This window comes from Deinococcus multiflagellatus, assembly GCF_020166415.1.
Classification (GTDB): domain Bacteria; phylum Deinococcota; class Deinococci; order Deinococcales; family Deinococcaceae; genus Deinococcus; species Deinococcus multiflagellatus.
This window is the reverse complement of sequence record NZ_JAIQXV010000002.1, coordinates 278,190-289,792: the sequence shown is the minus strand read 5'-3', so window position 1 is coordinate 289,792 and position 11,603 is coordinate 278,190. Positions and strand designations below refer to the sequence as shown.

Annotated in this window: 12 protein-coding genes; 6 read left to right on the top strand and 6 right to left on the bottom strand. The window is 69.7% G+C overall.

Going from position 1 to position 11,603, the window contains the following annotated elements:
- Positions 1-99 precede the first annotated feature (99 nt).
- Both K7W41_RS04375 and K7W41_RS04370 read right to left on the bottom strand, forming a co-directional pair.
- Entirely contained in the window at positions 100-324 is a 225-nt protein-coding gene (locus tag K7W41_RS04375) for a hypothetical protein (RefSeq protein ID WP_224605112.1), read from the bottom strand.
- Positions 325-441: 117 nt separating this feature from the next.
- A complete protein-coding gene (locus K7W41_RS04370; RefSeq protein WP_224605111.1) occupies positions 442-1,512 on the bottom strand; it encodes a S1C family serine protease in 1,071 nt (356 codons plus the stop codon).
- Positions 1,513-1,634: 122 nt separating this feature from the next.
- Here K7W41_RS04370 and K7W41_RS04365 point away from each other — a divergent pair, with 122 nt between their 5' ends.
- From K7W41_RS04365 to K7W41_RS04350, 4 genes are all read left to right on the top strand, one after another.
- On the top strand, positions 1,635-1,964 hold the full coding sequence (locus K7W41_RS04365; RefSeq protein ID WP_224605110.1) for a PadR family transcriptional regulator: 330 nt from the start codon (positions 1,635-1,637) through the stop codon (positions 1,962-1,964).
- On the top strand, positions 1,961-3,055 hold the full coding sequence (locus K7W41_RS04360) for a permease prefix domain 1-containing protein (protein ID WP_224605109.1): 1,095 nt from the start codon (positions 1,961-1,963) through the stop codon (positions 3,053-3,055). The genes K7W41_RS04365 and K7W41_RS04360 overlap by 4 nt, the downstream gene beginning before the upstream one ends.
- 34 nt (positions 3,056-3,089) lie before the next feature.
- On the top strand, positions 3,090-3,587 hold the full coding sequence (locus K7W41_RS04355) for an EVE domain-containing protein (RefSeq protein WP_224605108.1): 498 nt from the start codon (positions 3,090-3,092) through the stop codon (positions 3,585-3,587).
- A gap of 246 nt (positions 3,588-3,833) precedes the next feature.
- Positions 3,834-4,517, top strand: coding sequence for a PIG-L deacetylase family protein (locus K7W41_RS04350; RefSeq protein ID WP_224605107.1), 684 nt, complete (start codon positions 3,834-3,836; stop codon positions 4,515-4,517).
- 101 nt (positions 4,518-4,618) lie between these two features.
- Here the strand turns inward: K7W41_RS04350 and K7W41_RS04345 are convergent, their stop codons facing one another.
- Positions 4,619-4,921 (bottom strand): hypothetical protein, encoded by a 303-nt coding sequence (locus tag K7W41_RS04345; RefSeq protein WP_224605105.1) that lies wholly within the window; start codon positions 4,919-4,921, stop codon positions 4,619-4,621.
- A gap of 100 nt (positions 4,922-5,021) precedes the next feature.
- On the opposite strand from K7W41_RS04345, the gene K7W41_RS04340 reads away from it, so the two are divergent.
- Positions 5,022-6,917, top strand: a complete 1,896-nt coding sequence (locus tag K7W41_RS04340; RefSeq protein WP_224605103.1) for a putative bifunctional diguanylate cyclase/phosphodiesterase — start codon at positions 5,022-5,024, stop codon at positions 6,915-6,917.
- Between the two features lie 137 nt (positions 6,918-7,054).
- Here K7W41_RS04340 and K7W41_RS04335 read toward each other — a convergent pair whose 3' ends face one another.
- Both K7W41_RS04335 and K7W41_RS04330 read right to left on the bottom strand, forming a co-directional pair.
- A complete protein-coding gene (locus K7W41_RS04335) occupies positions 7,055-8,164 on the bottom strand; it encodes a M20 family metallopeptidase (RefSeq protein WP_224605101.1) in 1,110 nt (369 codons plus the stop codon).
- Positions 8,165-8,239: 75 nt separating this feature from the next.
- Positions 8,240-8,431, bottom strand: coding sequence for a hypothetical protein (locus tag K7W41_RS04330; RefSeq protein ID WP_107137890.1), 192 nt, complete (start codon positions 8,429-8,431; stop codon positions 8,240-8,242).
- Positions 8,432-9,019: 588 nt separating this feature from the next.
- Here K7W41_RS04330 and K7W41_RS04325 point away from each other — a divergent pair.
- The gene (locus K7W41_RS04325) at positions 9,020-11,038 is read left to right on the top strand and encodes a S9 family peptidase (RefSeq protein WP_224605098.1); all 2,019 of its coding nucleotides are present in this window, start codon (positions 9,020-9,022) and stop codon (positions 11,036-11,038) included.
- Positions 11,039-11,314: 276 nt separating this feature from the next.
- On the opposite strand, the gene K7W41_RS04320 is transcribed toward K7W41_RS04325, so the two are convergent.
- Positions 11,315-11,539 carry a hypothetical protein gene (locus tag K7W41_RS04320; protein ID WP_224605095.1) on the bottom strand — a complete coding sequence of 75 codons (225 nt, stop codon included), beginning with the start codon at positions 11,537-11,539 and terminating at the stop codon, positions 11,315-11,317.
- Positions 11,540-11,603: the final 64 nt, after the last annotated feature.

Here is an 11,603-nt window from a genome sequence, read left to right as displayed (position 1 = left end):
TCTGAAGGCAACCGCCCACCTCTCCCCCACTCCCGCTGGCCCCAAAGAACCCCCCGCGCCTCCAGGTGAGGAGAGGCGGGGGCTTTCCCTTCCCTGCCTTCAGCTGGCGGTGGCCAGCAGCACGCCGTGGCCGTCGCGCAGCTCGAACAGGTGGCGCTGGTCGCGGGTCTGTAACCAGCGCAAGGCGTCAAGCAGATCGTCGGTTTCGCGCACCACCTCCGGCGGCTGGGTTTCATGGCCCCGCCACACAATGCGGTAGGCGCGGCGGGGGGCCGGGGGCTGCCAGCGCTCCCCCTCATCTTCACGAACAAAGGCTCTGGACATCCCTGCAGTCTGCACTGGGGCAGTGAAACCAGGATGGGCGGCGACTGAAGGTCTCAGGAGAACCCAGAGCGATGGAGGGGCTGTTGTTGAGCCCCTGGGTGGCACTGGCCGCCGCTGTCAGGGCAGGTCGGGCACGGTGGCGCGCGGCACCAGGGTCACGCGGGCCTCGCGGGTTTCTTCGCCGCGCAGGTAGGTCAAGACCACCGTTTCGCCAATTTTCAGGCGCCGAATGGCGTTAATGACGGCGTTGGCGTCCCGGGTGCGTTCGCCGTTGACCCGCACGATCACGTCGCCCAGGCTCACCAGGTTGTCCTGGTCGTCGCGCACGCTGCCGCGCAGGCCGGCGCGCTCGGCGGGGCTGCGGCGGGCCACCGCGTCCACCACGCCGCCCGGTGGATCGGTCAGGCCGCTGTGCAGCGAGTCGAAGAACAGACCCACCACTGGCACGTCGCGTTTCTCGCCGCTCCGCAGGGCCACGATCAGCTCGTTGCCTTCCACCACCGGCACCGCGTAGCTGCGCCGGGTCCGCCCGCTGCCGTCCACGCTGATGTAGCTCACCACGCCAATCGCCTGCCCGTTGCCGTCCAGGATGGGGCCGCCGCTGTCGCCGGGGGCCAGGGGCGCGGTCATTTCCAGGGTGCCGCCCGGAAAATCAGCGCGGGCCGAGGCGGCGTTCAGGCGCAGCAGCTGGCCCCGGCGCGGCTGCAGGAAATCGCCGCCGCTGTTGCCAATGGCCAGCACCGTCTCGCCCACGCGCGGCGCCCGGGTGGCCAGCTTCAGGAAGGGGAACGCCTCGCCGCCGCGCACCGTCAGCAGCGCCACATCGTTGTTGGCGTCAAAGGCGGTCACCCGCGCGGGGTAGGACTCGCCCGACAGGGTGCGCACCTGAAAGAGCCGCCCCCCGCTGACCACATGGTAGGCCGTGAGCACCTGCCCGCCCGCGCTGATGAAAAAGCCGGTGCCAATGCCGGCGTTGCGGGTGTCGGGGTTCACGCTCTCCACGCGCACCGTGGCGGGGCGGCTGCGCTCGAACAGCGCCTGCGACTGGGCCGGCAGGGCGCGCGGCGGGGCGGGCAGGGCGCCCTGCGTCACCGGGGCGGGCGGCGCAAAGGGCAGATTGGCATCTGGCAGCAGGTAAGCGGCCAGCGCCAGCAGCAGCAGAACCGGAAGCCAGGGCGAGGCGCGCACGCGGGCAGTGTAGTGCGCGCGCCGGGGAACCACGGTAGTGAAAGGCACGGGGGTCCGCTTCCTTGCTTGACAAGACTCTTGCCAAGCACTACTTTGCAAAGCAAGCAACTTAGGAGGTCCCTATGAATCCGCTCAAATCTGGCACGCTGGACCTGGCCTTGCTGGCCGCCCTGCAGGATCAGCCCCGGTACGGGCTGGACATTCTGAACCATGTCAACGCCCGCAGCGGGGGCCTCTTTGACCTGCGCGAAGGCAGTCTGTACCCGGCGCTGCACCGCCTCGTGAAAGCGGGCTGGATCGAGAGCGACTGGCAACCCAGTGACCGGGGGGGCGCCCCCCGCAAGGTCTACCGCCTGACCGACGACGGCCGGCGCGCCCTGCAGCACAAGCGCCAGGAATGGCAGACCCTGCGCGGCGCCCTCGACGCCCTGCTGCTGCGGCGGGCCGCATGAAGCTGCTGCGGCGCCCTGCCCTTCTCTCCTCGGCGCTGACCGTGGAAGGCTATGTTCACCGCGCCACCCGGGGCCTGCCCGCCGCCGAGCGGCTGGACGCCGCCGCCGAACTGCGCACCCACCTGCTGGACCGCGCCGCCGAGCACGAAGCGCAGGGCTTTTCCCCCGAGGAAGCCGAGTTCCTGGCCGTGCGCGCCATGGGGAACCCGCAGCCGGTCAACCGGCGCCTGCTGGGCCACGCCCTGACCCACCGCGCCGGCTGGCTGACCCTGGGTGCGCTGGTGCTGGGCGGTCTGGGCTGGACGGCCTACCGCGAGTGGCTGCCGCCCCAGGAAGGCGCGCGGTTTGAGGCCACCAACCAGCAGGACATTTCAGCGCTCTTCGCGCGGCCAGACGCCCCCAGAGGCATTTACCAGGCGGTCACCCTGACCTATCCGCGCGGCACCCAGGCGGCGGTCTATGCCACCGTCAGCGGCTCGAAGGGGGGCTGGGAACCCCTTGGGGCGGATGTCTCGGTCAACCACATCGCCGCGCAGGAGGAGCAGAACTTCGCAGGTCGCCTGCCCGGGAGCTACCGCTACCAGGAACGGCTGCTGCTGACCTCCCAGACCGCCACGTGCGAGGGCGCCTCTCAGGCCATCATCTTCGTGTCGGGGTACGGTCTGCCTTCGCGCTGGGCCAATTCGGGCATTTCTGTGTACAGTGGTGGCCTGGCCACCACGGAAAACCCCTGCCACAGTCCCCGCGTGCGGCTGCATCAGGTCACGCAGCAGCTGTCCACCCAGACCCCCACCCAGGAAACCCATACGGTGCCGCCCGCTGGGCAGGGTTTCGTGCAGCGGGGGGTCATGCCCCTGCGGCTGAATGAATGGACGGTGCTGTACCGGCTGCAGGTGGACCCACAGGCCGATCCCAACACCATAAGCTTGCCAGCAAGCAACCTGAGCGCCAAAGCGCGGGGTGTTTACGTGGCCGTCCTGCCCCTGAACCGCACACCCGGCGGCGACGGGGGGTACAGCTGGGGCGGGGGACAGCTTCAGCTGAGCGGCGACGCCCAGCCCCTCCCGCCCCTGCCCCCGGCCGTCCCCTGAACTGCGCGGCCCCGGACCCTCTACCCTGGGGGCCATGCGTTTCTGGCTGCTGAAATCGGAACCTGAGGTCTTTGGCTACCCGGACCTGGAACGGGCCGGGCGCGAGCCCTGGAACGGGGTGCGCAACTATCAGGCCCGCAACTTCCTGCGCGAGATGGCCGCCGGCGACCTGTGCCTCTTTTACCACTCGGGGGCCAAGCCGCCCGGGGTCGCGGGCGTGGCGCGGGTGGTGCGCGCGGCCTACCCGGACAACCTGCAGTTTGACCCCCAGAGCCCCTACCTGGACCCCAAAGCCACGCCGGAAGCCCCGCGCTGGAGCATGGTGGATGTGGCCCCGGTCCAGGCCCTGGCGCGGCTGGTGACCCTGGACGACTTGCGGGGCCTGCCCGCCTGGGCTGATTCCCCGCTGCTGGCACGCGGATCACGCCTGAGCGTGCTGCCGGTCAGCCCCGGGCAGTTTGAAGCGGCGCTGCAGGCGGCCGGCACGGCGCTGGCCCACTTGCCTGGACCACCCCCCCCGCTGGCCCTTTGACGGGCTTTCGCAGGGGGCAGTACAGTTGGGCGTTTACTCACAATTGGTCTGAGGTTGATGGATATTTCACGGCGCGGCCTCGTGCCGTCACATTAACGTCAGATAAAGAAAGGGAGGATGCCCTATGGAATTGCTGCTGGCTTTCATGGTCATTGTGGTGTCACTACTTCTGGCGGCGTGGCAGGGTGGCCCCAGCCGCTCGCCCCGCTCCAAGCGCTAGGCGGCGCGCGCCGTATCCTGGGCGGCATGAGCCCCCGCCTGAAACTCCTCTTGATCGTGCCGCACCCCGACGACGAGGTGTACGGCGCCGCTGGCACCCTGATGACGCATCTGGCGGCGGACGAGCCATGCGGCCTGGTGACCCTGACCCGGGGCGAGGCCGGGCGCACCCTGGGCCTGTGCGACTCGCCCGAAGCCCTGGCCCGCATGCGCGAGGTGGAACTGGCCGCCTGCCTGGACGTGATTGGCCTGACGCGCCACCCGGGCAGCGTTTTTGAACACCACCACTTTCCCGACAAGTACCTGCAGGACCAGCCCTTCGCCCCGCTGGTGGACACGGCGCGCGAGGCCATGACGCGCCTGCGCCCCGAAATCGTGCTGACCTTTCCCCCCAACGGCAGCAACGGCCACCCCGACCACGTCACCACCCACCGCGCCGTCAAGGCGGCCTGGGACGCGCTGCCGCCCCAGGAACGCCCCCAGCTGTGGTACTACGCCAGCGACGTGCCCCCCGAGCACGAGGCCCTGCGCGCCGAGTGGCTGCCGCCGAATGTGCGCCACGATGTCAGCGCGCATGTGACCCGCAAGCTGCAGGCCATCGCCTGTCACCGCACCCAGGCCCTGAGCACCGTGGACTTTATTCGCAAGTTCCCCCAGCGCATCACAGAAGAGACCTTTCACGCCGTGGGACTGGGAGCAGGCCGGGCCTGAACACTGGCCAGAGGGGGTCTTCGGGTTGAGGGGGCAGAGGGCGCAACGCCCCCATTGAAAGGGGCTGCGTTGTCAGAGCAGTGACAGAGCCGCTTCCCCGGTTACGCCTCAGGGTCCGGCCACTCGCTCACCGGGATAAAGGTCAGGCCCTCGCCCTCGGTGGCGGTCACGCGGTAGGCGCGGTCAAAGCGCACCAGCAGTTCGCCCCGGTCCAGGTGGCGGGGCGAGACGATGGGCTTGCGGAAGAAAAAAGTGCCGTCTTCCTCGGCGGCGATGTGCGCGCCCTTGGTAAACCGCACCTCCACCTCCTCGCCGTGGAGCTGCGTGCGCACCCGCACGCGGAATACCTGGGGGCTGTCGGTCTTGACATACGGGTTGGGAGGGCGGCGGCGCAGGCGGAACATGGGGTGATTGTGCGGGCCGCGCCGCACCCGGCACAAGGGCGCCGCGGCGCGCACGGCCGCGTATGGAAACTGTAGGGCGCGGGTGGATAGGCTGCCGGGCATGGAACCAGAAGGCACGCCGATCACGCACGAGCTGCACCAAGCGTGGCGGCGCATGCTGCTGCTGGGCCTGCCGGTGGTGCAGCTGTCGGTGCTGGCGGCGCTGCTGTTTGCCCGCCCCGACCCCTGGGACACCTATTACGACCCGCCGCTGTACCTCGCCATGTCGGTCCTGCTGGTGGGCTGCTGGCTGGCGGTGGCGCGGTCATGGGGGTCCATTCGCCAGATCACCCTGATCGTCACGGCGGGCAGCGGCCTGTTTCTGAGCGTCAAGCTGCTGCTGCTGGGCTTTGTGCTGCGCGATCCCTACACCCGGGTGCTGGAGGTGCTCGAAACCCTGGTGTGGCTGCCCACCGTGATCACCTGGACCATGCTGACCGATCTGGCGCGCGAGGTGCGGCGGGTGCTGGGGGCGCTGCTGTGGGCGGTGGGTGCCTGCAGCCTGATCATCGTGCTGTGGCCGGTGGTGCAGGGAGAGGGCCTGCCGGTGGATCTGGCGCGGGCGCTGCTGCAGATCAACCTGTCGGCGGCCGTCAGCCTGTACGGGGCGTCTTTTTTTATGCAGCGCAACGACGCCCTGGGGCGGCTGCACGGCGAGCAGCGGGTCTTGCAGCAGTTGGTGTACACCGACCTGCTGACCGGCCTACCCGGACGCGTGCGCCTGCACGAACAACTCGGGCGGCTGGCCGCCCAGCAAACGCCCTTTGCGGTGCTGTTCGTGGACGTGGACGCCTTCAAGGTGATCAACGACACCCTGGGCCACGCGGCCGGCGACGACCTGCTGCGTGGGCTGGCCGGCGAACTGCAGCGCCTGGCCGGGCCAGCGGCGCAGGTGTACCGCCTCAGCGGCGACGAGTTCGTGGTGCTGCTGCCCGACACCCGCGAGCCCGAGGCCCACGCGCTGGCCCAGCACCTGCTGCAGGCGCCGCTGGAACCCAGCCGCCGCGTGGGGGTGGACGCCACGGTCAGCATTGGCCTGAGCCTGTATCCCGACGACGCCCAGCACCCCACCGACCTGCTGCGGCACGCCGACAGCGCCATGTACGCGGTCAAGCGCGCCGGGCGGCGGCAGGTGCGGCGCTACCACCCGCAGCAGGACGCCGCCACCGAACGCTTTCAGGTGCTGGCCCGCGACCTGGGCCACGCCCTGGCCCGCTCTGAACTGTCCCTGCGCTTTCAGCCCATCTACCGCCTGCGCGACCGGCGCCTGATCAAGGCCGAGGCGCTGCTGCGCTGGACCCATCCGCAGCTGGGCCCGGTGCCCCCGGGCGAGTTCATTCCGGTGGCCGAGCGGGTGGGCCTGATCATGCCCGTGGGGGCCTGGGTGCTGCGCGAAGCCTGCCGGGCGGCGCGCGGCTGGCCAGGCGTGCGGGTCAGCGTGAATGTGAGCCCGGTGCAGCTGCTGCAGGCCGACTTTGTGGCGACGGTGCGGGAAGCCCTGGACCACACGGGCCTGCCGGCACGGCGCCTGGAACTGGAACTCACCGAAACCGCCGTGCTGTACGAGGACGACCGGGTGGCGCGCACCCTGCAGGACCTGCGCGAGCTGGGCGTGCGCATCAGCATTGACGACTTCGGGTCCGGGTACTCCAATCTGGCGCGCCTGCGCACCATGCCGATTACCGGGGTCAAGCTGGACCGCTCGATCATCGCCGGGCTGTCGGACCACGAGACGGGCGGGTTTGCCCACGCCCTGACGCGCGCCGCCCTGGACATCGCCGGGCACATGCGCGCCGAGCTGACCGCCGAGGGCATTGAGCACCCCGCCCAGCTGGAGGTGCTGCGCGCCCTGGGCTGCCCGCTGGGCCAGGGCCACGGCCTCTGCCCGCCAGTGACCCCCGCCGAACTGGACGCCCTGCTGGCCGCACCCCAGCCCGAAATCCCGTCCGGCTCCTGAGGGCGGGCCGCGTAGGAGGGGGTTGGCGACGGCGCCTGGCTACAGAAAGGAGGCGTCACCTGGGCCCTTCCCACCACCCATCGAAGGCTGCTGACCCAACAGCCAGCCCCGCCAGAAACCTCGCCCTTCCCCCTCTCCTACACCTCGCGCAGCAGGCGGGTCAGGAGGCGAACATGGTCGGGCCAGCGGTCCAGGCGGACGTGTTCGTGGGCGGCGTGGGCCCCGTCGCCGGGGGCACCCAGGCCGTCCAGGGTGGGAATGATGGGCGCTGTGAAGTTGCCGTCGCTGCCGCCGCCCACCACCGCGTGGGGCAGCTCGAAGCCCAGGTCGTGGGCCACGGCGCGGGCCTGCTCGTACAGCGCCAGGGTGCCGGCGCCCTGCTCGAAGGGCGGGCGGTTCAGGCCCCCCGACACAGCCACGCGCACCCGGGGGTCACTGGGGCGCCACGCGCGCACGGCGGCGTCCAGGCGCTCGGCCTCGGCCAAGGTGCTCACGCGCAGGTCCACCTGCAGGGTGCAGTCGGCGGGAATCACGTTCACGGCGCTGCCGCCCGCAATCAGGCCCACGCTGACGGTGGTGCCGGCTTCGGGGCGGGCCAGGGCCTGCAGGGCCAGCACCGCCTCGGCGGCGGCGGTGATGGCGCTCGCACCTTCCTCGGGCTTGTTGCCCGCGTGGCTGGCCACCCCGCTGAAGGTCAGCGTAAACGACCCTGTGCCCTTGCGCCCGGTTTTCAGGGCGTGGGTGTCGGCCACCGGGGGCTCCACCACCAGCGCGGCGCGGCTCTGGCGGGCGGCGGCTTCAATGTGGGCGCGGCTGGTTTCGCTGCCGGTTTCCTCGTCGGGCGAGAGCAGCACCGTGATCCCGCCGCGCGGCCACGCCCCACCCAGGGCCCGCAGCGCGTGAAACAGGCCCACGATGCCCGCTTTCATGTCGTAGGTGCCGGGGCCATACAGGCGTTCGCCGTCCACGCGCAGGGGCATGCCTGCCAGGGTGCCGTGGGGCCAGACGGTGTCGGCGTGGGTGAGCACCAGCAGGGGGGGCCGGGTGCCGTCCACGCCAAAGTGAAAGACACGGGTGCCGCCGCCCAGGGCGTGGGTCTGGGCGCCCAAGTCGCGCGCCCAGCCTTCCACCACGTTCATCACATGCGCCACCGCCAGCGGGTCGCTGGACGGCGACTCGATCTCCACGAGCTGGCGCAGATCGGCCTGCAGGGCCAGAGGGTCTATGTCGGGGACGTGTGGGGTCATGGCGGCATGCTAGCGCGCCGCAAAAAGGCGCCCCGGGGAAGGGGGCGCCTGAAGAGGGGGCAGCGGCGGCAGCACTCAGCTGAGCAGGGCCACCTGCTGCGGATCGGCCTTGAGTTTGGCACTGCCCTTGAGGTACAGGTCGTGCAGGGCCTGTTTGCCAAACAGGCGGGCGAGACGGGTGCTGGTCATTTCCACGGTCCGGCCGGCGAACTTCAGGCGAACAACATCAAAGGTGCCGGGAACCCAGGTGCAGGACAGCTCTTGCATAGCAGACCTCCAGAGGGACGATGAAGAGAAGTAAAAACCAGGGATGTCGGCGGACAGTCAGCGTGCGGCGCACACCGACAGAAGGGGAGAGACAGACCGGATTGGGCCGGTACAGTCAGAGTAAGGTAAGGTTCTTTGGAAATAGCGAGACTCGTTCCACTCCGCCTTGAGCGAGTCATCATGAATGGGAATTTTTCGCGTTTGGAAGCGCTTCTATAGGGTGCGCGCTCACAGAGTCAGAGGGGGGGGAAGGGTGCTGCCTGAGGCCCCCTGGGTCCTGGAAGACCGGTCAAAGGATGAAAGGGCAGGCCCCCCCTCCTCCACTGGCTGAACGCCGCGACCGGCCGAAGCGCCCCCATCTGGAGGGGTCTCTGTGCAACCCAAAGACGGGGGTGACGCACGGTGCCAAGCGGGCCGGTTCAGGTGGGGGCTGATGGTCGTCCACTGACGCTGAGAACCCCTTCGAGTCTCTGGCTCCTGCGGCTTCACCGGCCCTGTCGAGCCGCCGCCGGGCCTAGCCACCGCCATGCCCCCCAGGCCGGACGGGCGACTCGGCCCGGGGGGGCATGGTGTGCTTGACTGGGGGCCATGACGCAACCAAAGGCGGCCCAGCCCGGCCCAGAGACCCTGCTGAGCCTCTCGTTTCCCTCGGACCCCCAGATCAGCCCAGACGGCCAGCGCGCCGCCTTTGTGCTGACGCGGGTGGAAGAAGAGGACCCCCACAAGCCCGACGCCGCCTTTGCCAAGCCGCGCTACAAGGGCCAGATCTGGCTTGCGGACGCGGCCGGCACCCGCGCGCTGACGCATGGCGAGGGCCGCGACGGCTCGCCGCGCTGGTCGCCGGACGGCCAGACGCTGGCGTTTACCCGCAAGGCCGGTGAGGGCGGCGCGCAGCTGTACCTGCTGCCGCTCTCGGGCGGGGAGGCGCGGCAAGTCACGCACTTCCGGGGCGGCGTGCAGGACCTGCAGTGGAGCCCAGGCGGCACCCACCTCGCCTTCCTGAGCACCGCCGACGACGAGGACAAGCGCGACGAGCGCGGCGAGGCCCGGATCATCACCAAGCCGCGCTACCGCTTTAACGGCCGCGACTGGCTGCCTGAACGCCCCGCGCGCCTGTTTGTGCTGCACGTAGAGAGCGGTGAGGTGCGCGAGTGGTACGCCCCCGAAGTGGAGATCAGCGGCGTGACGTGGCTGCCCGGCGGTCAGGGCGTGCTGTTCGTGGCCCCCCAGAGCGAGCGCCACGGCGCCCAGTGGCAGGACGAGGTGTGGCAGCTGGACCTGAACGCGGCCAAGCCCCGGCAGGTAACCGCGTGGAACTCGGCGGTGCAGGCGGTGGTGCCGCACCCGGACGGCCAGCGGTTCGTGCTGGTGGGCCGCCCTGAGGGCCAGGGCAACACCGAGCACGCCCACCTGTACCTGCTGCCCCTGCAGGGCGGCGCGGCCCCGCAGCGCCTGGACCCTGGCCACGATGCCCCGGTGGGCAATCTGGTTGGCGGCGACTGCCATGTGGGCGCCATGCCCGCCAAGCCCACATGGCTGGACGAACGCACGCTGCTCTTTTCCTCGACGGTGCGCGGCAGCTGCGGGCTGTTCACCGCCACCGTTGACGGTAAGGTGCGCCCCCACGACCACGACCCGCACACCGTGATCGCGGCCTTTACGGCCCGGGGCGGCGGCGTGGCCCTGATCCGCGAACGCGCCGACCGCTTTCCCGAGGTGGAGTTGAACGGCGTGGCGGTGACCGAGCTGCACGCGGCCCTGCCCTTTCCGGTGCTCTCCCCCACCCGCGTGACCTTTGCCACCGAACTGGGCGAGGCCGAAGGCTGGGTGCTGCGCCCGGCCGGCGAGGGCCCCTTCCCCGCCCTGCTGAACATTCACGGCGGGCCCCACACCGATTACGGCCACGCTTTCATGCACGAGTTCCAGCTGCTGGCCGCGCACGGCTACGGCGTGTGCTACAGCAACCCGCGCGGCAGCGTGGGCTACGGGCAGGCCTGGGTGGACGCCATTCATGGCCGCTGGGGCAGCGTGGACATGGACGACCTGCTGGCCTTTTTTGACCGCTGCCTGGACACCGACCCCACCCTGGACCGCACCCGGACGGCCGTGATGGGCGGCAGTTACGGCGGTTACATGACGAACTGGATCACGGCGCACACCCCCCGCTTTCAGGCGGCGATCACCGACCGCTCCATCTGCAACCTGATTTCCTTCGGGGGCACCAGCGACATTGGCCTGCGCTTCTGGGACGACGAACTGGGCCTGAACTTTCACCGCCGCGCCGACGCCCTGAAGCTGTGGGACCTGAGCCCGCTGCAGTACGTGGAGAATGTACAGACCCCCACCCTGATCGTGCATTCGGTGCTGGACCACCGCTGCCCGGTGGAGCAGGCCGAGCAGTGGTACGCCGCCCTGACCCTGCACGGCGTGCCGGTGCGCTTTGTGCGCTTTCCCGGCGAGGACCACGAACTGAGCCGCTCTGGCCGCCCCGACCGGCGATTGGTGCGCCTGAACGAGTATCTGAGCTGGCTGGGGCAATGGCTGGGCCAAACGCCCCACCCCACCGACCGGAGCCGCGAAAGCGCGGGCGTGGCCGCCACGGATTGATAAGGATTCCGGTTAATCCGTTATTCCATCACGGATTAACCCGACCGGAGGGACTCGCAGAGCTGCGCAGCAGAGAAGGAAAAACGGTGACGGAGAGGAGTGAAAGCACCGAAGCGACGCGTAGGGGCTGTAACGGATTATCCGAAATCCGTATGAGCCGGTTGGCCGCGCGCCGGGGGCCCGGCCAACCGGGGGCCAGCTCATCAACTTCGGGACGCGGCAGGACACGCGTTTTGTCCTGGCCGCGGCCATCACCGAATTCTTGGCCGACCTGCTTCAGCACCTCGCGGAATGGCACAGGGCCTGCTGAAGAGCCTGGGGATGTTCGTCAAAAAGTTGCTGGGTGCGCCAATAACTCTGCGCGTAAATGGCGAACCACTCATCCTCTGAGAGCTTGTGCAGGTGCACCGCGTTCATGGTGAGGATGGCCTCGTCGTGCGAGCTTGGTCGCGTGCTGATCTGTACGGTCTGACGCCCAGCATAGAGATCAGTCACGAGCATGGCGAGTCCCTCATTCAGCCAGAAAGGCAGCTGGAGATGCGAGGTGCAGGCGTGGGTGAGTTCA